General features: G+C 52.7%; 23 protein-coding genes, 1 CRISPR repeat array and 1 riboswitch (1 of these 25 running past the window's edge). Of the genes, 14 read left to right on the forward strand and 9 right to left on the reverse strand.

The features are described 5' to 3' along the window. Positions 1 to 283 precede the first annotated feature (283 nt). The 4 genes from ACT53D_RS09485 to ACT53D_RS09500 are packed head-to-tail and all read right to left on the reverse strand — an operon-like array spanning position 284 to position 4,453. Complete coding sequence (locus ACT53D_RS09485) at positions 284 to 1,858, reverse strand: FAD-binding domain-containing protein (protein ID WP_338655514.1); 1,575 nt, start codon at positions 1,856 to 1,858, stop codon at positions 284 to 286. Beyond that, positions 1,845 to 2,723: an alpha/beta hydrolase gene (locus ACT53D_RS09490; protein WP_476155847.1), complete on the reverse strand. Its 879-nt coding sequence runs from the start codon at positions 2,721 to 2,723 to the stop codon at positions 1,845 to 1,847. The genes ACT53D_RS09485 and ACT53D_RS09490 overlap by 14 nt, the downstream gene beginning before the upstream one ends. 58 nt (positions 2,724 to 2,781) lie before the next feature. Next, the gene (locus ACT53D_RS09495; protein ID WP_476155849.1) at positions 2,782 to 3,954 is read right to left on the reverse strand and encodes a GGDEF domain-containing protein; all 1,173 of its coding nucleotides are present in this window, start codon (positions 3,952 to 3,954) and stop codon (positions 2,782 to 2,784) included. Positions 3,955 to 3,988: 34 nt separating this feature from the next. Beyond that, positions 3,989 to 4,453: an EVE domain-containing protein gene (locus tag ACT53D_RS09500; RefSeq protein ID WP_194748834.1), complete on the reverse strand. Its 465-nt coding sequence runs from the start codon at positions 4,451 to 4,453 to the stop codon at positions 3,989 to 3,991. 68 nt (positions 4,454 to 4,521) lie between these two features. Here ACT53D_RS09500 and ACT53D_RS09505 point away from each other — a divergent pair, with 68 nt between their 5' ends. Further along, a complete protein-coding gene (locus tag ACT53D_RS09505; RefSeq protein WP_275357727.1) occupies positions 4,522 to 4,881 on the forward strand; it encodes a DUF2237 family protein in 360 nt (119 codons plus the stop codon). Between the two features lie 283 nt (positions 4,882 to 5,164). On the opposite strand, the gene ACT53D_RS09510 is transcribed toward ACT53D_RS09505, so the two are convergent. Both ACT53D_RS09510 and ACT53D_RS09515 read right to left on the reverse strand, forming a co-directional pair. Continuing rightward, on the reverse strand, positions 5,165 to 5,467 hold the full coding sequence (locus tag ACT53D_RS09510; protein WP_194748836.1) for a cell division protein ZapA: 303 nt from the start codon (positions 5,465 to 5,467) through the stop codon (positions 5,165 to 5,167). Between the two features lie 2 nt (positions 5,468 to 5,469). After that, positions 5,470 to 5,706 carry a hypothetical protein gene (locus ACT53D_RS09515; RefSeq protein ID WP_194748837.1) on the reverse strand — a complete coding sequence of 79 codons (237 nt, stop codon included), beginning with the start codon at positions 5,704 to 5,706 and terminating at the stop codon, positions 5,470 to 5,472. A gap of 90 nt (positions 5,707 to 5,796) precedes the next feature. After that, positions 5,797 to 6,008: riboswitch (cobalamin riboswitch) on the forward strand. A gap of 137 nt (positions 6,009 to 6,145) precedes the next feature. On the opposite strand from ACT53D_RS09515, the gene ACT53D_RS09520 reads away from it, so the two are divergent. The 10 genes from ACT53D_RS09520 to ACT53D_RS09565 all read left to right on the forward strand — a co-directional run bounded on the left by ACT53D_RS09520 (position 6,146) and on the right by ACT53D_RS09565 (position 15,668). Continuing rightward, positions 6,146 to 8,077: a TonB-dependent receptor gene (locus ACT53D_RS09520; protein ID WP_476155852.1), complete on the forward strand. Its 1,932-nt coding sequence runs from the start codon at positions 6,146 to 6,148 to the stop codon at positions 8,075 to 8,077. Positions 8,078 to 8,146: 69 nt separating this feature from the next. Then, on the forward strand, positions 8,147 to 10,018 hold the full coding sequence (locus ACT53D_RS09525) for a TonB-dependent receptor domain-containing protein (protein ID WP_476155854.1): 1,872 nt from the start codon (positions 8,147 to 8,149) through the stop codon (positions 10,016 to 10,018). A gap of 87 nt (positions 10,019 to 10,105) precedes the next feature. Further along, entirely contained in the window at positions 10,106 to 10,675 is a 570-nt protein-coding gene (locus ACT53D_RS09530; RefSeq protein WP_476155856.1) for a hypothetical protein, read from the forward strand. A 12-nt stretch (positions 10,676 to 10,687) separates the two neighbouring features. After that, positions 10,688 to 11,293 (forward strand): cob(I)yrinic acid a,c-diamide adenosyltransferase, encoded by a 606-nt coding sequence (gene cobO, locus ACT53D_RS09535; protein WP_194748840.1) that lies wholly within the window; start codon positions 10,688 to 10,690, stop codon positions 11,291 to 11,293. Continuing rightward, positions 11,293 to 12,594: a cobyrinate a,c-diamide synthase gene (locus tag ACT53D_RS09540; protein WP_476155858.1), complete on the forward strand. Its 1,302-nt coding sequence runs from the start codon at positions 11,293 to 11,295 to the stop codon at positions 12,592 to 12,594. Before cobO ends, ACT53D_RS09540 begins: the two co-directional genes overlap by 1 nt. Next, positions 12,591 to 13,265: a 5,6-dimethylbenzimidazole synthase gene (bluB, locus tag ACT53D_RS09545; protein WP_476155860.1), complete on the forward strand. Its 675-nt coding sequence runs from the start codon at positions 12,591 to 12,593 to the stop codon at positions 13,263 to 13,265. The genes ACT53D_RS09540 and bluB overlap by 4 nt, the downstream gene beginning before the upstream one ends. Continuing rightward, positions 13,262 to 14,065 carry a cobalamin-binding protein gene (locus ACT53D_RS09550; RefSeq protein WP_476155862.1) on the forward strand — a complete coding sequence of 268 codons (804 nt, stop codon included), beginning with the start codon at positions 13,262 to 13,264 and terminating at the stop codon, positions 14,063 to 14,065. The genes bluB and ACT53D_RS09550 overlap by 4 nt, the downstream gene beginning before the upstream one ends. Then, the gene (gene cobU / locus ACT53D_RS09555; RefSeq protein WP_476155864.1) at positions 14,062 to 14,586 is read left to right on the forward strand and encodes a bifunctional adenosylcobinamide kinase/adenosylcobinamide-phosphate guanylyltransferase; all 525 of its coding nucleotides are present in this window, start codon (positions 14,062 to 14,064) and stop codon (positions 14,584 to 14,586) included. The genes ACT53D_RS09550 and cobU overlap by 4 nt, the downstream gene beginning before the upstream one ends. 14 nt (positions 14,587 to 14,600) lie before the next feature. Then, complete coding sequence (locus tag ACT53D_RS09560; protein ID WP_476155866.1) at positions 14,601 to 15,416, forward strand: DUF4198 domain-containing protein; 816 nt, start codon at positions 14,601 to 14,603, stop codon at positions 15,414 to 15,416. A gap of 33 nt (positions 15,417 to 15,449) precedes the next feature. Continuing rightward, positions 15,450 to 15,668 carry an RNA-binding S4 domain-containing protein gene (locus tag ACT53D_RS09565; RefSeq protein WP_476155868.1) on the forward strand — a complete coding sequence of 73 codons (219 nt, stop codon included), beginning with the start codon at positions 15,450 to 15,452 and terminating at the stop codon, positions 15,666 to 15,668. Here ACT53D_RS09565 and ACT53D_RS09570 read toward each other — a convergent pair. After that, positions 15,665 to 17,116, reverse strand: coding sequence for a cobyric acid synthase (locus tag ACT53D_RS09570; RefSeq protein WP_476155870.1), 1,452 nt, complete (start codon positions 17,114 to 17,116; stop codon positions 15,665 to 15,667). The genes ACT53D_RS09565 and ACT53D_RS09570 overlap by 4 nt on opposite strands. Before the next feature lie 2 nt (positions 17,117 to 17,118). On the opposite strand from ACT53D_RS09570, the gene cbiB reads away from it, so the two are divergent. Both cbiB and cobD read left to right on the forward strand, forming a co-directional pair. Further along, positions 17,119 to 18,072 carry an adenosylcobinamide-phosphate synthase CbiB gene (cbiB, locus tag ACT53D_RS09575; protein ID WP_379074363.1) on the forward strand — a complete coding sequence of 318 codons (954 nt, stop codon included), beginning with the start codon at positions 17,119 to 17,121 and terminating at the stop codon, positions 18,070 to 18,072. Then, complete coding sequence (gene cobD, locus ACT53D_RS09580) at positions 18,065 to 19,045, forward strand: threonine-phosphate decarboxylase CobD (RefSeq protein ID WP_476155872.1); 981 nt, start codon at positions 18,065 to 18,067, stop codon at positions 19,043 to 19,045. The genes cbiB and cobD overlap by 8 nt, the downstream gene beginning before the upstream one ends. Here cobD and ACT53D_RS09585 read toward each other — a convergent pair. Next, the gene (locus ACT53D_RS09585) at positions 19,031 to 19,672 is read right to left on the reverse strand and encodes an FMN-binding negative transcriptional regulator (protein ID WP_476155874.1); all 642 of its coding nucleotides are present in this window, start codon (positions 19,670 to 19,672) and stop codon (positions 19,031 to 19,033) included. The two genes, cobD and ACT53D_RS09585, sit on opposite strands and share 15 nt — an antisense overlap. Continuing rightward, complete coding sequence (locus ACT53D_RS09590; protein WP_476155876.1) at positions 19,659 to 19,943, reverse strand: hypothetical protein; 285 nt, start codon at positions 19,941 to 19,943, stop codon at positions 19,659 to 19,661. The genes ACT53D_RS09585 and ACT53D_RS09590 overlap by 14 nt, the downstream gene beginning before the upstream one ends. Before the next feature lie 105 nt (positions 19,944 to 20,048). Between ACT53D_RS09590 and ACT53D_RS09595 the strand changes: the two genes are divergently transcribed. After that, complete coding sequence (locus ACT53D_RS09595) at positions 20,049 to 21,473, forward strand: aminotransferase-like domain-containing protein (RefSeq protein ID WP_476155878.1); 1,425 nt, start codon at positions 20,049 to 20,051, stop codon at positions 21,471 to 21,473. A 66-nt stretch (positions 21,474 to 21,539) separates the two neighbouring features. Next, positions 21,540 to 22,256: direct repeats of the CRISPR family, unit length 36 nt; unit sequence GTTCCGATACCCCACCATCGGAATGCCTGATAAGAT (it continues 903 nt past the right edge of the window).

Consider the following 22,256-nt stretch of genomic DNA (forward strand, 5'->3'; position numbering starts at 1 on the left):
AAAACGTATTCCAAGCTGGAGAATGCGGCCTCATTTACCGCCAGACCATGGGGAGACCATGAGAAAGAAAGGAGAGATTTTATATTTATATATAAAAATCAATTAGATACGGAAAAATAACTGTCGTATCACTGTAGTCGCTCAGTCGACTGCTTGAGCGAGCGGCCAGAAGTGCCGCAGCAGACCGCTCAGCACACGCACAAAATCAGTGCGCAAAATCAGTGCATGCACTACCGAGTCGCACGCCTTATCGGTTTCGCAAACATCAGCAACGGGTGAAAGGCTAAAACTGCAGTGAAAGCTGGGATGCTGCCGGGCTTTGTGCACTCACGGAAGCCGTACTCCGATTTGATTTTTTGCGGAGACTGCCACGGTCTACCTTGGGAAAATGGCGCGATTTGCGCGAAGCATGCCGCTGCAAAATATCTGCGACAGCATGCGCTGGCATGGTCTGCCTGATTGCAAACCAATCCTGCTTGGCTGTCTGGATGGCCTCGCCAATATCAACCATGGGCGCAGGATAGTCGCGGCCAATCAGGCAGCCATACCGCCGCTGTAAACTCGGAGGCATGCGCCAGGGTTCAAAAATCCAGCTGTCTGGCACCTGTCGCAAAACAGGCAGCCACTGGCGGACAAACACCCCCTGAGGGTCCTGAGTCAAGGCTTGTTTAACCGGATGGTAAATGCGCAATGTATTGATGCCGGTCGTGCCAGACTGCATTTGCACTTGCGGCCAATGAATCCCCGGCTCGTAATCAACAAAAGCTCTGGCCAGATGCAACCCGCTTGGCCGCCAGGGCAGTTGCAACAAATAGCTGGCGGTACTCATGAGCATGGCGCGCATGCGAAAATTCAGCCACCCGCTTTGATTGAGCATCTGCATGCAGGCATCTACCAGTGGCCAGCCAGTCTGGGCAGCCTGCCAGGCTTGTAAACGTAAGGCGACCCCAGCATCGGGTAACCGGGACTGTAGTGCCTCGAAGCCCCGGTAAAAACTCTGGTGTTCAATCCGTGGTTCGCTTTCAAGCTTTTGCATAAAATGGCAATGCCAGTGCAAGCGGCTTTCAAAACTGTGCAGCTGACGGCGCTGTTGCACGTTTTCAGTCTGCTGCGCACGGGCCCGGGTAGCCTGTACCACGGTACGCAGGCTCACAGCGCCCCATGCCAGATAAGGTGACAGGCGGCTACAGGCTTGGACAGCACTGAGCGGGCTGGAAATCCCCCGCTGATAACCATGTACGCGGCGCGTCAAAAAATCCGCCATCACCGCCTCAGCCACTACTATACCGCCAACCTGACGTTCCGCTTGCGCGTGGCCAGCCACTGCTGGCAACCGCTCCAAGCCATGATCCGGTAACCGAACAGCAAGTCCGGATGCAGGCACCGCAATGACAGGGGCCTGCATGCGTAACGCCCACTGCGCTTGCCACTGTTGCCGGTCTGACAGGCGTCTCACCACCCCATTCTGCGGCCATTCCTGCCAGACGATGCCTTGCATCCTGCACCACGCTTGTACCTGCTGGTCGATGGTGTAGGTGTGTTGATTCCCGGTTTCTTCATGGCTATACAGTCCGGCGATCCCGAATTTTGCATGCAGCCTCTGTAACAGCGTCAAGGGGTCGTGATGATAGACATGCAAATGCAATCCCAGCTGTTGCAAGGCATGTGCAAGGTCCTGCAAACAGTCGCGCACGAACATGGCCTGACTGAGGCTGGCATCCTCTGCCGACCACACTTGTGGAGCCCAGATAAAGAGCGGCAAAACCGGCCCAGCCTCACAGGCGGCAGAGAGCGCGGCATGATCCGCGACACGTAAATCGCGCTTAAACCAGACCACATGCACATCACGCAGAGGCATGCTGGCCAATCCAGTCGCAAATATCTTGCAGCAATGGACTGTTGCCGCGCAGGGGTCTGGCCAGCTTGGCGACCATATCCACATGGTTGTAGTTGGCATAAGTCAGCAACTTGACCTCGCTGCCTTGCGCCTCAAGCGCACACGCCAGATTGATCGAGTTTCTAGGCCAAACAGTTTGGTCTTTCAGGCCGGCCAGCAGTAGTAAAGGCGGATGTTGGCCGCTGACAAAATGGATAGGCTGTGATTGCCACTCCTGCTCAGCAGGTGCAAAAATCGCGCGCAAGGTATCCGAGGTGAGCGGCAAAAAATCATAAGGTCCGGCCAGGCCTATGGTGCCTTTAATCGCCGTAGGCGATAATCCGGCAGCCGCCAGATAGGTGGCATTCAAGGTCAGCATGACGGCCAGATGTGCGCCCGCAGAATGCCCCATCAAGAAGACACGCGACGCATCGCCTTGATACTCGGCCACGTGTTGCTTGACCCATTGCAATGCCAGCGCGGGGTCTTGCATCAATTGCGGAAACTTAAGTTCGGGATAGAGCCTGTAATCGGCAATCACAACCAGCATGCCTTGCGACGTCAACGCCTCTGCCACAAACAGGTAATCTTGCTTGCTGCCAGACTCCCAGCTACCGCCATAAAAAAACAACACCACAGGGCGTGGTGTTGCAGCATGGTCACGTGGCTGATAAATATCCAGGCGCTGCCTGCTGTGCGGCCCAAAAGCGATATCGCGATGGATACGCATACCTTTATCGGGAATCACCGCGTTTAACAAAGTGACTGGCCGACAGGCCGAAAGCAGCAGACCGGCCAAGCCAGTCAACCAGCTACGCCGCGTCAATTGAAGATTTTGCAGATTCATAGGCATTGATGACCATGCCCAAGATAGAAAATTCCCGTCGCAATAATGATCGCTATCGTTAATGATTGGCAATATAGACGCGGTTACGGCCCTGCTGCTTGGCCGTGTACAAAGCAAAATCTGCCATTTTCATCAGCTGCGTCAAGCCATCCTGCGTCCCCAATTGCGCGGTAGACACCAGCCCAAAAGAGGCCGTGTAGTGAATTTGCTCTCCTTGCTCACTCATCACACTGTGATCAATTTCCGAGCGCAAGCGCTCAATCACATGTGCCGCTTCATGCAGATCCGTCATCGGCATCAGAATACCAAACTCTTCGCCCCCCAGACGCCCAACCATGTCGCTGGTACGCAAGGCACTCACGCAGCGCAGGCAGAAGTTCTGCAAAACCAGGTCGCCAGCATGATGTCCATATTGGTCATTAATCTTTTTAAAAAAATCGATGTCCACCATGGCGAATGAAAACGAGGAGCCATAACGCTGATAGCGCCTGATTTCTGACTCCAACTCATGAATGAAGTGCCGCCGGTTGGCGATCCCGGTTAAAAAGTCAGTAAAGGCAAATTTGTCTGCTTCAAGATGCAAATGGTATATGCGGCCCCCAACAAAGAGGCCTACCAGCAAAAACAGGGTCACCAGCAGCGCTGCGTAAGTGATGCCTTGATGGGTGTGCCGCTCCATGCGCTTTTCACTCTCGGCCACATACTCGTTGGCGCGCAAGTCCGCATGCGCGAGTATGGCTTCGTTGAGCTTTGCCACCTTGGCAAAGCGCGCATTCCAGGCCGTCTCAATCAGGGTGCTTGCTTCGGCATACTGCCCGTCAGCCAATTGCTTGATTACCGAGGCTGTCATTTCGTCCAGCGCTTGAATATTCTGTTTGAGCAGCGGTAATGGCGCGCGATCTCCCGAATAATTACGTTCTATGCTGGCGATTTTTTGTTGGGCAGCGGCCTCATGCCCCTTAATCGCCGCCACGGTATTGATCAAATGCACGCTGTCCGCCTGAATCAGCGTGGCATAGAGCAAATCGCTTCGGATCTGATGCAGCTGAGACTCCAGCGCCTGCGCAGCGTTGGAAACCGTAAAAGACTGCTCATAGAAATTGCGAGTGGTCTGGTGCATCTCCCGCATACTGGAAAAATAAATCCAGAGGAACAGCAGCACACCGATCAGAACGATCATAAAACCGGCGACAAGGATATACAAGACTGCTTTTCTACGCCTGATACTCATATCATGTACGCCGCCAAAGTCGCCAAAGAAAAGGTTATGTGCTGAGCAGGGCCGTGATAAACGCCCACTCTTTGGGATCGACCGGGGTAATCGACAAGCGGTTCCCTTTTTGCAAGACACGCATGGTGGCCAGGGCGGGCGTTTCCCGCATCTCTTTCAAACTCAGCAATCGCGTTTTGCGCACGAGCTTGACATCTACGTTCACCCAGCGTGGACTTTCCGGTGTAGACTTGGGATCAAAATACTTGTGCCCTTGCACAAACTGAAAGCGGTCGGGATAGGCCAAGGTACTGACCTCGCAAATGCCGACGATGCCAGGCTCAGCACAATTGGAGTGATAAAACAACACGCCATCGCCCACCTTCATCTGGTCACGCATGAAGTTTCGCGCCTGATAATTGCGTATCCCATACCAGTCTACAGTTTGATTGGGGAATCCCGCCAAATCATCAATGGAGACATCCGAGGGTTCGGATTTCATTAACCAGTAACGCGCCATGCCTGAAAACCTTCTTTACACATCTAAATGCCAGTATCATAAACCAAGTTAGAGCACAGTTGAAAATCATGACAAAAAACGTTTTAGGCACCCTTCTGATCCCTTGCAGTATGCAACCAGTCACAGGCTTTATGCGCGATGGTTGTTGCAGTCACCACCCGGAAGATTTAGGTAAACATACCGTCTGCGCAGAAATGACAGATGAGTTTCTGGCGTTTTCGCAAGCGCAAGGCAATGACTTGTCCACCCCCAGACCAGACTATGCATTTCCCGGGCTCAAGGCTGGTGATCGGTGGTGCCTGTGTGCGAGAAGATGGCTGGAAGCCAGTGAAGCCGGTTACGCGCCGCCAGTGATTCTGGAGTCTTGCCACGAAAACTGCCTGGAAATCATTAGCCTGGCGGACTTGAAATACCATGCCTTAAGATAACAAGACAAAGGTGCGAGAGGGGATGTGCTAAGGGGTTACCTGAGCCGCTAATCCTGAACCAAAAAAGTTCAGGTGGTAACAGCCTAAGGTACATTAGGTTCGCACGCCAAGGGCGTCTTAAAAGACCGCCCAACTTAGTGCGATCGCACCGCACCTGATGAGCCGAAACCTATAACAAAGACTAGTTCAAGGAATTTTGGACTCAGGCAACGCCTTAGCACACCACTTTTATGATACGTCATTTAATACTAATGACGGTTAAAATTTTGTGAAATGAAGCGGATTACAATAATTTGTGCTGGCCGGACAAAACATCATCGATCTGCTGCTGCATGGTAGAAATGCGCTTTTTCACATCGCCCACATCAACCCCGCCGCTACGCGTATTCAACAACTCATGGGTAATGTTCAGCGCGGCCATGATCGCAATGCGCTCCACACTCACCATCTTGCCCACATCACGAATTTCGCGCATTTTACCATCAAGGTAACCCACCGCCTGCAATAAACTGTCGCGCTCTTCGTCGGTACAGGTCACGCTAAACGCGCGGCCCATGATCTCGATATCAATCGGCTGTTTGGCCATGACTAACGACCTTCCTCAGGCAATGCCGACAACAACCGCTCCAGCTGTACACTGGCTTGCGTCATGTTCAGCTTTAGAGATTGTGACTCCTGATGCAAACGCGTGACCTCCTGACGTAACTCCACGTTTTCGTCACGCAGCTGGCTGCACAAAGCAATCAGCTTCGTCACACGCTCTTCAAGACTTTTTAAATCGGCATCCATCAGCCCATTATCTTTTAAAAAAACGAGTGTGGTCAATAGCTAAGCGCATTTTTTCAAAGTAAATTAAGAATTTGAAGCCCCTCGCAAGATACCATGCAACTGGTCAAAGTCACTGCTTTAGACTAGAATGCCGAACAGTTGTCAGGTGCCTGCGTCTGCGTTCTTGCAGACAAGGGTGAAACTGGGAAACAGGTGCGCGAACCTCGTTCGCAATGCCTGTGCTGCCCCCGCAACGGTAAGCAAGTGCGGGTCTATCCATATGCCACTGAGTAAAAACTTGGGAAGGCGATAGACCAAGACTTGCCAGCCCGGAGACCGGCCTTACAACCCAATTGCAATACCGCGGGGTGACGGTGTCTGATCATAATGAATGCATGGCTTGCCAACAAGCGATGCATTTATTCATTTTCTGTCGATTCCCCGGTATTGAAAGTCAACCCACATGCGGGGTCGCATGTGATACAGGGATAAGAAAATGAAAAAAAAGCTTTTTTATAGCGTCATGGCTACGCTATTCGCATCACCCGTCTTTGCTGAAGATTTAGAACTAGACTCAGTGAGTGTTAAATCTTCGGGCTTTGAGCGCAAAGAATCACAAACCACTTATGCCAGCGAAATTCATACAGCAAAACAAATTGCAGCATCAGGAGCCAGTACTCTCTTCGACTATCTTGCACAACAGAGCTCATTGAACATTAGCTCCAACTTCGGTAGCAAAGCCACACCAAGCATAAACTTACGCGGCTATGGGAGTGAAAATGGCTATCAAAATGTAGTGATTACCGTTGATGGTCAACGCTTAAATAATATCGACATGAGCCCACAACTATTGGTTGGCATTCCTCTTGCAAACATTGAAAGAATAGAGATCAGCAAAGGGAGTGGGTCAGTACTTTACGGTGATGGCGCAACAGCAGGCGCCATACAGATTTACACGAAAAGCCGAAACGGGGCCTCTGTCATGACCAGTGCTGGTAATTATGGGCAACGCAATCATGCTATTAGTGCTGGGTTTTCTAGTGAGCACATAGATTTATCGGCGAGTGCATCGCATGATAGTCACGACGGGTTTAGCGCCAAAGATAGAACAGGCCACCGCGATGCATACGACTCAAATACTCAACAAGTAAAACTTAGGATCAAACCAACAGAGCAACTAGCTGTTTATGCACAAGGCTCCAGCACTAAAAACGATCTGCGTTATCCCAATCCGATGTCCAAAGCACAATTTGAGGACAATCCATCCCAAAATGGTCGCCCGGCTACGTCATATACCCATCAGGAACTTAATTCAGACCAGTGGCAGATTGGCTTGGACTACCAGATCAATACAGATTCATCGATAGAGATTACTCACTTTCGTGAGGATAAAGCATCTATCTATCCGAGCTATCGGCCTCATTATGACTATGAAGGCACTAAAGCGACTTACAAGTACACGAATGATCAATGGTCAGTGATTTCGGGCTTCCAAGATTTTAATGGAGCAATTAAAACATCCTCAGATCTCACGAAAAAGAATAACCACGGATTGTTCATATCATCAGAATTCAAACCGCAATCCATTAAAGACCTTACACTATCAGCGGGATTACGCAAAGAACAGGTCTCTTACACTTATACCCCGAATGGAGGAGACTCCCTCAATCGCTCCATCCAATTGAGCGCATGGGACCTAGGTGCCAACTACCAATTGATGCCGTCCCTCTCATTATTTAGCAATTACAACTACGCTTTTGAAGCTCCAGACATTAATCGATTTTTCGGTTATGACGCGTCATTCAACGTTGTTTTCAATGGATTCATCAAACCACAAAAAGTGAGAACACTGAACATTGGTCTCAACCACACAACTACAAACAACCACCTCAAATTAAGCGCTTTCAGAGCCAATTTGGATAACGAGATTTATTATGACCCATCTGTACTTGGTATAAATACCAACTTAGACAAGAGCCATAAACTCGGCTTTGAGTTACAAGATATTTATCACCTGAGTAATGAGCTTAATGTAGGCCTGATTTATACATACACCAAGGCCATTATTGACAGGGAGCTTCAAGAAAGCGGCACCCTCATCAAAGATAAGAATCTGCCAGGCGCCCCCAGACAGTCTCTCGTTGCAAATATTAATTGGAAAATATTTACAAACACCAACCTCAATCTCAATCATGTTTGGCGCTCACAAGCTTACGTTTATAACGATTTTTTAAACAATGCTACGCAAAGGCAAAGTCGTTATGAGTCAACCAATCTTTCGTTAAATGTTAAGGTGCAGCAATACACCGTTTTTGCTGCAGTCAATAATTTATTTGAGCATCAAAACAATATTCAAACAGCAGTTGACTCTCTCTACCCAATAGATTTTGTTCGTACTTGGCGAGTAGGCCTAAAAGCCGACTTTTAATTCCATTGTTGATTAGCGTCACTCACGCCCCCTCTTGAGTGCCCTCCAACACTTGCTAAGGAAAATCAAATGAAAAAAAGAACATTATTAGGCATTATCACAACGATCTCTTTTAACATCTATGCCGCAGACAACACACTGACTTCCCTGGATGAAGTCGTAGTTACCTCCAGCAGAACGCCACAATCAACCAAAACAGTCACTGGTGATATTACAGTGATTGATAGTGAAGAAATTAACCGCCTACAAGGCGGTGCTTTGGCAGATTTATTGAGACTGCAACCAGGCGTTCAAACCTACACAAATGGTGGCATGGGGACAAGTAGCAACATTTCACTACGTGGTACCAATGACAATCAACTGATTGTATTGGTTGATGGCGTGCGCATCAATTCCGGGACGACTGGTACGACCGCCTTTGAAAATATCCCCTTGGCACTCATCGAGCGGATTGAAATTCTACGCAGCCCTGCTTCTAGCCTTTATGGCTCAGATGCAATCGGCGGCGTTGTTCAGATTTTCACGAAGCGTGGCAAAGGCAACAAAACCCATCTTTACGGCAGTGCGGGTGCCGGTAGCTATGACTCATATACTGGGAATGCTGGCTTCGATACTGCCTATAAAGCGCTAAAACTCGGTGCACAAATCAGCAATTACGACACGCGTGGGATTTCTGCAAAGAAACATCCCCCCTCTGTGATTGATAAAGATAGAGATGGATATTACAACTTTAGCAGTTCGACATACGCAAATCTGACATTCGCACCCGGCCACTCCTTGGGAATACACTACCTGGAAAGCAAAGGGCATAATGAATACGATAATGCTTATGCGGGCGGAAACTATCTGGAACGTCATCAACAAGGCTATGGTGTTGCACTCAAAAACGCGATGACTGAGCACTGGAACAGCAAATTAGAGTACAACATTGGTTTTGACCGATCATTTAGCGTCAGTAGCGCAACGCTCAATAGCAATATTGAAACTGAACAACGCCAACTATCCTGGCAACACGACTATAGCCTCACTCATGGGACTTTTACCTTCGCTTATGACAGGCTGGAACAAGATGTATTAACTCAATCGAATGGCAGCAACTTGCTGAAGAGGAATCGCAACAATAATGCCTTTGTTTTAGGCTACGTGGGTAGCTTTGAAGCACACAGCACTCAACTGTCACTGCGAAAAGATTACAACAGTCAGTTTGGCAATTACACAACGGGCGGCCTCGGTTATGGTTATGCTTTATCCCCAGAATGGCGCTTAACTGCCCAGTATGGCTCATCCTTTAGAGCACCAACCTTTAACCAACTATATTATCCAAGCTTTGGCAATGCCAACCTGCCCTCAGAAAAAGCAGACAATATTGAGGCCAGCGCTCGATACCAAGGTCAAACATTACAAGCCAAGCTGACAGTGTTTGATAACCATATCCGCAACTTTATTCAAACCCTCAACTCAGGTTGCCCAGCTGGATTCAGCAATGGTTGTGCAATCAATGCCGGCAAGGTAGAAGTGCAAGGTATCACGTTGGAAGGCAGTCTACCTATTGCTGAGCAATGGCTAGTCACAGCCAATGCGACAGTGCAGTCACCGCGTAGTGATGCCACTGATAATCTTTTGGCGAGGCGCGCTCAGCGTTATGGCAATTTTATCCTCCAGTACAAATCAGGACCATGGAACTGGGACAGCGAAGTTTCAGCTTCATCAATGCGTTACGACGATGCCGCAAACCAATTCCGCTTAAGTGGCTATGCGCTCTTGAATACAACTTTGGGGTATCAAATAAACCCTCACTGGAAACTGCAAATTAGAGCAAATAATATCTTGGACAAAGACTATGCGCTTGCATCAACTAAAACCGTTTCAAGACCCAACAACCCTTATTACAACACCATGGGCTCAAATGTTTTTATCAGCCTTAACTACGACCTGAAGTAACTCAGGAAAAGTGGATTTTGCCCAAGCCCGTGCGAATTGGGCTAAAATCCACGTCTTATAATTAACCTTAATTTTGGAGTCGTTGGCATGCCACGTAACCTTTCAACTCAGTCTCTGGCAATTGGCTTTCTCATTGCCTTGATGGTCATTATCACGCGTGGTCATCATTTTGCTTCGATTGATTTTTTACCGAGCGCTTCTTATGCAGCGTTTTTTATCGCGGGTTATTACCTGCGCTCAACGCTGGTGTTTGTGGCCTTGCTGGGATTGTGTGCTGCGCTGGATATGGCAGCCATCACCTGGGGCGGTGTGAGTAATTTCTGCGTGACCCCTGCTTATGGCTTTTTGTTGCCGGCTTATGGCAGCATGTGGCTGGCTGGCCGCTGGACTGCGTCGAACACTACCTGGCAATTTAGCAGCCTGTTCAAGCTGACAGGGGCAGTATTGCTGGGATCTGTGCTTGCTGAGCTGTTTTCCAGCGGTGGGTTTTACTTCTTTGGTGGCCGCTACGCCGAACCAACCCTGGTTGAGTTTGGCGCGCGTCTGGTCAAATACTTCCCGAAACAAATCGAAGCGATTGCATTTTGGGTCGTGGTTGCAGTGATTGCACATGTGGCATTTGGCCTGGCCAAGCGCTCCGTGCGCGAAAACGCTTAAGTATTACGCACCATGGAAACCAATGATCGCGACAGTCGCCACAAGGCGCGCATGATCCGCAAAAAAGCGGTCATTGATGAAAAAATCGAGCAGGCCAATCAGGAGAAAGGCCTGCTACTCATCCTCACGGGCAACGGCAAAGGCAAAAGCTCTTCTGCCTTTGGCATGGTGGCCCGCTCGCTGGGCCACGGCATGCGTGTTGGTGTCGCCCAATTTATCAAAGGCCGTTCAGATACGGGCGAAGAAGCCTTTTTTCGCCAGCACCCTGCTGTCACCTGGCATGTGCTGGGCGAAGGCTTTACCTGGAACACACAAGACCGCCAACGTGACACCGAAACCGCCATGCGTGGCTGGCAGATTGTGGCCGGGATGCTGCAAGACCCGGCCATTCAGCTGGTGGTGCTGGATGAGCTCACCTACACCTTCAAATATGGCTACCTCGATGAACAAATGGTGTTGGATGCCATCGCCAAACGCCCACCCATGCAGCACGTGGTCATCACTGGCCGCGGCGCTTCCGAGGCATTGAGAAACGCTGCCGATACGGTGTCTGAACTGATGGATGTCAAGCATGCCTGGCGTGCAGGCATCAAGGCCCAGGCCGGGATAGATCTGTAATGCAAGCAACCGCGGCAAGCTGCCGGGCCATGTTAATGGCGGCCCCGGCGTCTGGGCAAGGCAAAACCATGGCTACCGCGGCATTGGCGCGCGTGTACCGCAACCGCGGCTTACGCGTGCAGGCGTTCAAATGCGGGCCGGACTTTATCGACGGCATGATTCTGCAAGTAGCGACTGGCAAGCCAGTGTATAACCTCGACCTTGGCATGTGTGGTGAAGCCGATGCACAACGGCTGCTGCACAAGGCCGCCCAAGACAATGACGTGATTCTGCTCGAAGGGGTGATGGGGCTATATGATGGCAAGCCTTCATGCGCCGATATTGCCGAGCGCTTTGGCATCCCTGTCGCATTGGTGCTCAATGCCAAAGCCATGGCACAGACAGGTGCCGCGCTCGCCTATGGTTTGTATGGCTTTCGGCCCGCCCTGCAGCGCGCCGGAGTGATTGCCAACCAGGTCGGCAGCGAGGGCCATGCCAACATGATTAAAGAAGCGCTCCCCGCGGACATCCCCTGGCTGGGTGCCATGAAGTTTGACACGCAACTGAGTTTGCCAGAGCGCCACCTCGGTTTGCATCTTGCCCAGGAAATCACGGACATAGACCAGCGCATAGAAGCCGCTGCGCAACTTCTGGGGCAAGACATGCCATTGCCGCCGAGCGTGCAGTTTGCCGCACCCGAACAGCAGGCGATAACACCATTATTGCAAGGCAAAACCATTGCCGTGGCCAAAGATGCCGCGTTCTGTTTTACATATCAGGCCAATCTGGATCTGCTACAGACACTAGGCGCACAGATTGCATTTTTTTCACCCTTGCACGATACGCAATTACCGGCTGCGGATGCTTACTGGCTGCCGGGTGGCTACCCGGAATTGCATCTGGAGCGACTGCAACACAACCACAGCATGCGTGAAGGCTTACGCGCAGCCGCCGAATCAGGCAAACCCATATTGGCCGAATGTGGCGGCATGCTGGCACTCGGTGAAACACTAAATGGACAACCCTCCTTCGGCCTGCTGCCCGGCAACGCTGCGCTTCAGCCCAAATTGCAAGGCCTGGGGACGCAGCATGCAACCTTTTCAGCGGCTGACAACGGCGCAACCGGCGATGACGCGGCGACGATAGGCGCGCACACTTTTCACTATGCCCGCTTTGACACCGACTTGCCGGTCATTGCGCAAGGCAAAGGTAAATATGGCGCAGGCGAGCCGGTCTATCGCCATCAATCCATCACTGCCAGCTTTCTGCACTTTTACTTCCCGTCCAATCCGGCTTTAGCGGCCCAGTTTTTTCTGTCATGAGTTTCGCCTACCCTGATACCGACAAAGCGGCGATTTACAAAGTGATTGCCGAACGACGCGATATGAGGCATTTTTTGCCCACGCCTATCGCCCCCGAGTTATTGCGGAAATTACTGCAAGCCGCCCATCACGCGCCCAGTGTCGGCCTGATGCAGCCATGGCGGTTTATCCGCATCAGCGATGTCGCATTGCGAAAAGCCATCCACACGCTGGTCGATGAAGAACGCAAACTCACGGCCCAGGCCATCGGCGAAGTTGAAGACACGGCACGCATGGCCGAATTCATGCGGCTCAAGGTGGAAGGCATTCTCGACTGTGGCGAGGTGCTGGTCGCCACCTTGTGCGACCAGCGTGAAAAACATATTTTTGGCCGCCGCACATTGCCAGAAATGGACCTGGCCTCGGTCAGCTGTGCGATTCAAAACTTGTGGCTGGCTGCACGTGCAGAAGGCATAGGCCTGGGCTGGGTCAGCCTGTTTGACCCGCACCAACTGGCGCAATTATTGAATCTGCCCGAGGGCGCCAAACCAGTCGCCATTTTATGCCTGGGTTATGTGAATACCTTTTACAAATCGCCCATGCTGGTGGAAGAAGGCTGGACGACAGAAAAACCGCTCGCTGACATGCTGATGGAAAACGGCTGGCAACCTCATGAAAGTACACACACATGAAACGCTGGCCACAACGCATTGTCTGCCTGACCACCGAAACGGTGGAGGTACTCTACCTGCTAGGTGAGCAGGACCGTATTGTCGGTATTTCCGGCTTTACCACCCGCCCGGCCATCGCCCGCAAAGAAAAACCCAAGATCAGTGCCTTTACCAGTGCCAATATTGAGAAAATCCTGGCGCTGCAGCCTGATCTGGTGCTGTGCTTCTCTAACTTGCAGGCAGAGATTGCCGCGTCACTGATCAAAGCCGGTTGCCAGGTGCATGTGTTTAACCAGCGCAGCCTGGATGAAACACTGCAGATGATACTCACCGTCGGTGATCTGGTTGGGGCCAGCGAAAAAGCAGAAGATTTAGTAACACGCTACCAGGCACAACTGGCCGCTGCCCGCCAGCAGGCAGCCAATTGGCCGCGCAAACCCAAGGTCTATTTTGAAGAGTGGGATGAACCCATGATGTGCAGCATCCGCTGGGCGGCTGAATTGATCGCTGCTGCCGGCGGGCAAGATTGCTTCCCTGAATTGAGCGAGTTTCACAGTGCCAGGGACCGCCAGGTCACCGCAGCGCAAGTGATCGCAGCACAACCGGATATCATCATCGGCTCCTGGTGCGGCAAGAAATTCCAGCCGGAAAAAGTCAAAGCGCGCGAAGGCTGGCATGCCATCCCGGCCATCCAGCATGGCCATCTCTATGAAATCAAGTCGGTCGATATCTTGCAACCAGGCCCTGCGCTGTTTAGCGAAGGCCTGGTGCAATTGCAAACCATTATTCAACGCTGGCAACAACAAGGGGGTCATGCATGACTACGCACCTGATTTTAGGCGGGGCACGCAGCGGCAAAAGCGTCTATGCCGAACGGCTGGCCTCGGCACTTGAATGCCCGGTCACCTATATCGCGACTGCCCAAGTCTACGATGACGAGTTTGCCAAACGCGTGGAGCATCACAAAACCCGCCGTCCGCCTTACTGGGGATTGGTCGAAGCGCCATTCAACCTCGGGCAGACCTTGCTAGACAACGACGCACCAGACACCTGCCTGATTGTCGATTGTTTAACCTTGTGGCTGGCGCAATGCATCTGCCCGGACTGCGACAAACCGGAACGCTTGGACTGGCAGGCAGAAAAACAGGCGCTACTGGCAGCCTTGCCGCAATTGCAAGCACACGTATTTTTAGTGAGCAACGAGGTCGGCATGGGCATTGTGCCCTTGGGTGAAATCAACCGCCAGTTTCAGGATGAACAAGGTCGCCTCAACCAGCACGTGGCAGCGGTTGCAAACCACGTGAGTTTTATTGCCGCTGGCTTGCCATTAACGCTTAAATAACAAGAAAGACCTGTATGAAAAGATTGTCTCTCGCCCTGCTCGCTTTAGTCACCGCCTTGGCTGCAGAGGCGCATGTGCCCTTTTTAAAACCTAACCAGTTCAATGTGACGCATCACCGCCTGACCATTGAATCTGCGTTTACCGAGTTTCCATTCCAGGCCGACTTCGCCATGGACTCGCCTAACTTCACCATCACGTCCCCTGCCGGCGAAGTGACTGCCATCAAACCGATCGCCAAAACCAAAGCGGCGGTGTATCTGGAGCCCGAATTAAAAGAAGAAGGCAGCTACCGTATTAGCACCGGGCAGCGTGTCGGCCCGGTTTACAAAGCCGTCGAGACACCGGATAAAAAACTGTATTTTGCGGCCGACATGAAACGGGTTAGCGGCAAGCCGACCACCATGAACTATTACAGTTATGCCGACACTTATATTTTCAAAGGACAACAGAAATACAAACCTGTGCCTTTAAACAAAGGCCTGGAAATTATCCCCTTGGCCTCGCCCAATGGTGTGCAATTAGGGGGTGAACTCAGCTTGCAAGTCCTCGAACATGGCAAGCCGGTGCCTAATGCACGCATTATCGTGGTCACCGATAACGAGCACTTTAGTAAGCGTCGCATAGAGGACCTTTACGATGTCGAAAATGTCAGGCCGTCCAACCTCCATGCCAATCAGCAAGGCGAGTTTACCTTCAAACCGCATAAAGCCGGGTTGAACTTCCTGTTTGTGACGGTGCATCACCAGCTTAATGAACACCTGTGGGAAAGTCTGAATGCTTCACTGACCCTGGAAGTGAATTTACCGCCAGAGACGGCAAACAAGCCTTAAAATGACTGCTTTCAGGCATTGAAGGGAAACAGCATGCAAACGACGACTTTTGAACTGAGAGGCGAATACATCGCGCTCTGTGACTTGCTCAAACTCGAAGGGGTGGCCGACAGTGGCGGTCAGGGTAAGTCTATGGTGGCGGAAGGATTGATCAGGGTCGATGGCGAAATTGAGCGCCGCAAAACCGCCAAAATCCGCGCCGGGCAAGTGGTGCAGGCGTTTGAACAGACCATCCAGGTCGTGGCTGCTTAATCTGGCTTAAAGTCTTGCGGCAGATAAGCCGCCAGCGCGGACCAGTTGAAGTGCTGCTGCACACTGTCTGCCAATTTTTCCAGGCTCTGCTCGCGCAATTGCGTGTAATCGTAAGCCACTTGCCCAGACAAACCAGCCCATTGTAACCAGGCAGCGCAAGCTTGCGGATGGTCAAACAGGCCATGGATATAACTGCCTGCCACCTGGCCATCTTCGGATAACGCTCCCTCTGCCTGGCCACTCAGCAGATGCACCGGGCGTGCTAATGCCCGTCCGGTACTGACGCCCATATGAATTTCATAGCCTTGCAATTGGGCATTGGCAAACGCCAACTGACCTGACACCTGCTTGAGCTGTTTGTGCACCTCAAGGGTGGTTTCCATTTCCAGCCAGCCCAAGCCGGCACTACTACCTACCTCGCCCTCCAGCCCTAGTGGATCATGCAATTGCTGGCCCAGCATCTGAAAGCCACCGCAAATGCCCAGCACTTTGCCACCATAACGCAAATGGCGCGCTATCCGGGGCTCCCAGCCATGTTCACGCAAGGCCGCCAGGTCACCGCGTACATTTTTGCTACCAGGCAGGATGATAAGATCAGCCGCCGGCATCTCTTCACTCAACCGCACAAACCTGAGATCGACCTGCGGGTGCAAACGCAAGGCATCAAAATCAGTATGGTTGGCGATATGCGGCAATACGGGTACCACAACCGTCAGTTGTGTACCCACTTTTTTCGTGTCGCTCTTGGCAACCGCATCTTCGGCTTCCAGATGCAAGTCATGCAGATACGGCAATACGCCAATCACGGGCTTGCCTGTGCGTTGCTCCAGCCAATCCAGCCCTGGTTGCAGCAAGGCAAGATCGCCGCGGAATTTGTTAATCACAAAGCCGACCACTCTGGCCTGTTCGCTTGCCGATAACAACGCCAGCGTACCAACCAGGTGGGCAAATACGCCCCCCTTATCAATATCAGCCACCAGAATGACGGGGCAATCCACCGCCTCAGCAAAGCCCATATTGGCAATATCGTTAGCGCGCAGGTTAATTTCAGCCGGGCTGCCCGCGCCTTCGACCATAATGCATGCATATTGCTGCTGCAAACGCGCATAGGATTGCAGCACCGCTTGCATGGCGGTCTTTTTGTAGTCGTGGTAAGTACTCGCTTCCTGGTTACCCACCACCCGGCCATGAATGATCACCTGGCAGCCGGTATCCGAGTTAGGCTTGAGCAAGACCGGATTCATATCGGTATGCGGCGGCAATCCGCAGGCCATGGCCTGCACCGCTTGCGCACGGCCAATCTCGCCGCCGTCTTCAGTCACCGCCGCATTGAGCGCCATGTTTTGCGGCTTGAATGGCGCCACCGCCACCCCGCTGCGGTACAATACGCGGCACAATCCGGCCACCAGCGTACTTTTACCGGCATCCGACGTGGTGCCTTGAACCATTAATGTTTTCACTGCCTGCTTATCCATCCCCTGATTATCTCACACTCGCCGGGCTTGCCTGTGGCGCGGTGCTGCTCGATTTCTGGCTTGGCGAACCCAGGCGCTGGCACCCATTAGTCGGTTTTGGCTGGTTAGCGTCCAGGCTTGAAAAACGGTTGAATCCTTTATCTAGGCAACCGTTACGCGGCCAATATATCAGTGGTATCGTTGGTGTGCTACTGCTGGTGTTACCAGTGCTGATTGCGGTGGTATTACTGATGCAAGTCTCCGTCTGGCTCGCGCTCGCATTGCATGTGTATTGCCTGTATTTTGCCATTGGTCAGCGCAGCTTGCGCCAGCATGGGCTGGCTGTTTATCAGGCCTTGCTAGCCGGGCAATTTAAGCAGGCACAGCTTGCCACCTCGTATATGGTCAGCCGCGATGTGGAGGCGATAGAGCCGGTCAGCGCAACCATAGAATCCGTGTTGGAAAATGGCAACGATAGTGTATTCGGCGCCCTGTTCTGGTTTTTTGTCGCGGGCGGCCCGGGCGCGCTGGCTTACCGCCTTGTGAATACGCTGGACGCCATGTGGGGCTATAAAACACCACGTTATTTTTATTTTGGCTGGGCCGCCGCACGGCTGGATGATGTATTGAATTACATTCCGGCCCGCCTCACAGCCATCACCTATGCATTGCTCGGACACACCCGCCTTGCCTGGCAATCCTGGCGATCCCAGGCACCGTTATGGGATAGCCCGAACGCAGGCCCGGTCATGTCCGCAGGGGCAGGCGCACTCAACGTGCAGCTGGGCGGGCGCGCCCGCTACCATGGCGAATGGCATGAACGCCCACGCCTGGGCACCCACACACCGCCCACCGCCGAGGATATCCCACGCGCCTTGCAACTGGTGCGCAATGGCATGCTGAGCTGGCTGATGGTGGCGCTATTGATTGGAGGGTTAGCCTATGCTTGAGCACGGCGGCAACCTGCAGCAAGCTGCGCAGCAATACGACAGACCACTGGCCGACTGGCTGGATCTCTCGACCGGCATCAACCCGCAACATTACCCGATCGCCGCACTGCCTGCCGACTTGTTTCATCGGCTGCCTGCTGCGGCGGACAGTTTGCACGCCATGGCAAAAGCCTATTACGGCGCACCGCATGTGCTCGCCTGTGCGGGCTCACAAGCGGCCCTGCAAGTGTTGCCGCGTTTGCGCGCGCCTTGCCACGTCGCCATGCCGCGCACCATGTATCAGGAACACGCACATGCCTGGCAACAAGCTGGCCACCAAGTGCACTTTTTTGAACAGTCCCCAGACGACGTCCTGTTGCAACAATGCGAGGTGTTAGTGGTCTGCAACCCCAACAACCCGACCGGCCAGAAGTACGCCGCTAAGACACTGCTTGCCTGGCATGCCGCATTAGCGCGGCGGGGCGGCTGGCTGGTGGTGGATGAAGCGTTTATGGACAGCACGCCACAACACAGCCTCGCCAGCCAGAGCGGTCAGGCAGGGTTATGGGTGTTGCGTTCACTAGGCAAGTTTTTTGGACTGGCCGGGCTCAGGGTCGGCTTTTTACTGGGGGAGCCTACGGCCCTGGCGCAAGTGGCCGCCCTGCTTGGTCCCTGGACCCTTGCCGGCCCCAGCCAATACCTGGCCGAGTTAGCCCTGGCGGATCGGTCATGGCAGCAACAGATGCGTGCACAGTTGCCTGTGCAATCGGCGAACTTAGCGCAACTGCTGACGCAATATGGACTGACCCCTTACGGCGGCACGGATTTATTTCAATATGTACAACATCCTGGCGCGCACCAGTTTCACCAGTCTTTGGCCCAACATGGTGTGTGGACGCGTTATTTTGCCGCGCCACAAGCGCTGCGGTTTGGATTGCCCTCTGAGGTCGACTGGCCGCGGTTGGCGCAGGCGCTAGCATCACTTGCCGTTTAACCCATTCACCGCCTGCAGAATGGCAGCCAGGTCCCTGGCATGCGGCGCCTCACTTGCCTGCAAGCCCTGCCATACACCCTGCTGATTCTCCAGCGGCTGATTCTGGCTCACCTTCCATTTGCCAGTCAGTTGCGTGATTTCTATCGAAATGCCCACGGTCGCCTGCATCATCCGCTCAATATCGTCAGCCGGTGCATCTTCAAGCTGCCACGGCTGTTCAAACTCGGCCTCATGCTGCGCAGTCAGCGCCCGCAAATGCTCGCGCAACCAATCAGCCTCTTCAATCAACCGTAATTGACCTTGCACGTGGACCACCACGTAATTCCAGGTAGGCACCCCTTTTCCACGCTGCGTTTTGCTGGGGTACCAGGAGGGCGAAACATACGCATGCGGACCATGAAAAACCGCCATCACGGCTTGCGCTGACGCATTCTGTTGCCAGTGTTGCCAAAGCGGATTGGCACGCGCCAAATGCCCGCATAAGCGACCGGCCTGCAAAGACAGCGGCAGGTGGTTCACCTCCAGTCCGGTCGGCAACGAGGCAATCAATGTCGCAAAAGGATAGCGATGGATCAATGACAGCAGGGCTTCGTCACTCGGTGCAGAAAAATGTTTAGGGAGATACATTTGATTCATCCTGCGACTGAGCCTTAGCCTGTGACTGACTTGTGACCTGCGATTGATTGGTGACAGGCGATACCCACAACACCTGCCCCCTGACCATCACAGCCGCCTGTCGCGTTTGGTTACCAGGGTCGCATCCCAAAGGACGAGTCAGGTTTTTCAGGCATACCGGCGGCTGGCTGGGGGATAGCGCTTGTTGGTGAAAGGGATGTGCAGGGATCACACATGCAGCCAGTAGTGTCAGCACCAGCACACTGCTCAGAACCAAAGACATGATGACGCTCCTTCATGAAAGATAGCGTGATCGTAATCGCCAAAACCAGTACACTACATATACAATTTATGCATCAATCTACAAAACTGTACAGGCCCATCTACCATGCCAGTCACACAGCCGCTAATCACCATTAACCCGCTTGAACCCGTACCACTAGTTGAGCAAATTGTCAGCGGGATCCAGCAACAGATCGCACAGCGGGTGCTACGCACCGGTGCGCGCCTGCCGTCTATCCGTGATTTTGCCGCGCAACATGGGGTCAGTCGCTTTACCGTGGTCGATGCTTACGACCGCCTGGTCGCACTGGGCTACCTGCTGTCGCGGCGCGGCTCTGGCTTTTATGTGGCGCCCGTCACCCCCTTGCAAACGGCGGTGACGGACACGTCTTATCTGGAGCGGGCAGATGATGTATTGTGGCTGTTGCATAACACGTTCAGGGATGTGCCAGAGGCGATCCGGCCGGGCTGCGGCTGGCTACCCAAGGATTGGCTTGATCAAAAAGTCATTCAAAAAAGCCTGAATGAATTATCCAGAAAGTCTGGCGGTTTTTTAACCAGTTATGGCGACGTCAGCGGCTATTTACCGCTCAGGCAGTTGCTCGCCCAAAAAATCCTGGGCGAGATCGGTATCCACGCTGAAGCCTCGCAACTGCTCATCACCAACGGCGCTTCGCATGGGCTAGACCTGATCGCCAGACTGATGATCAAAGCGGGCGATGTGGTGCTGGTGGATGATCCCGGCTATTACACCTTATTTGGCCTGCTCAAATCCATGGGCGCCCAGATTGTTGGCGTGCCGCGCGGACTCCATGGTCCCGATATCGCACAGCTGGAGCAGCTGTTGCACATACACAAGCCCAAGCTATTTTTCACCAACACCGTGCTGCATAACCCGACCGGCACCAGCACCAGCCTGGCGGTGGCACACCAGTTGTTACAGCTGACAGAAAAATATGGTTTTTATCTGGTGGAAGACGATATTTATGGTGACTTTCACCCGCAAACGGCGGTCAGGCTCGCCGCCCTGGACCAGCTCAACCGCGTCATCTATGTCAGTAGTTACTCCAAAACAATTTCTGCCAGCCTGCGTGTGGGCTTTATCGCCTGCCAGGCAGAATTGGCGCGCAGACTGCTAGACCTCAAGCTCCTGACAGGGCTGACCAGCTCTGAAATCAACCAGCGCGTGATGTACCAGATCCTGGTGGAGGGCAGGTATCGCAAGCATATGGAGAAAGTACGCAACCGCCTGGCAGTCAAAAGAGGGCAAGTCATTCAGGCGCTGGAGCAATGCGGGCTGACGCTTTACACCGAACCGGCCGGAGGCATGTTCGTCTGGGCCAGCCTGGGCCATGGCAGACAGGCGGCCGAAATCGCCAGTCTGGCGACCAGACAGAACGTCATGCTGGCCCCTGGCAACTTGTTCAGACCGTATCAGGAGCCTTCGTCATGGCTGCGATTTAATGTCGCACATTGTGAGCAGGACAAGATATTTATCTTACTCCAAACAGTGTTAGCGAGCCGCGAGTGACTGGCGAACTCACCTCATCGGAATGCCTGATAAGATGTGCGCGTTGATGGTGATTGCCCCAAATGCGTTCCGATACCCGACCATCGGAATGCCTGATAAGATAGACTGCGGCCCTTCCATGCGAGGCATTTTGTTCCGATACCCCACCATCGGAATGCCTGATAAGATGGTTTTACCCATACTTGGGCGGCCAGCCAAGTTCCGATACCCCACCATCGGAATGCCTGATAAGATACAATCATCCAGCCAAAAAGAGTCAGCTGCGTTCCGATACCCCACCATCGGAATGCCTGATAAGATCCAGAGTCAGGTTCACCAGCAGCTTCAATAGTTCCGATACCCCACCATCGGAATGCCTGATAAGATGATTTGCAATACAGGTATGTACTTTGGTTTGTTCCGATACCCCACCATCGGAATGCCTGATAAGATGCCCTTCATGGGCGGCTCGCTCTCGGCCTTGTTCCGATACCCCACCATCGGAATGCCTGATAAGATCTCGACGGCCCAATGGCTACTTGTCAGATTGTTCCGATACCCCACCATCGGAATGCCTGATAAGATGATACGTAGCGATTTCTTGTTATAACCCACGTTCCGATACCCCACCATCGGAATGCCTGATAAGATCCCAGCTGCGCCAAATGCCCCAAACGCAGCGTTCCGATACCCCACCATCGGAATGCCTGATAAGATGCGGTTGATCTGTGAAATGATGAAGTTCAGGTTCCGATACCCCACCATCGGAATGCCTGATAAGATCATGACTCGCCGCGCTCCTGC

This window comes from Methylophilus sp. DMC16 (assembly GCF_056314045.1).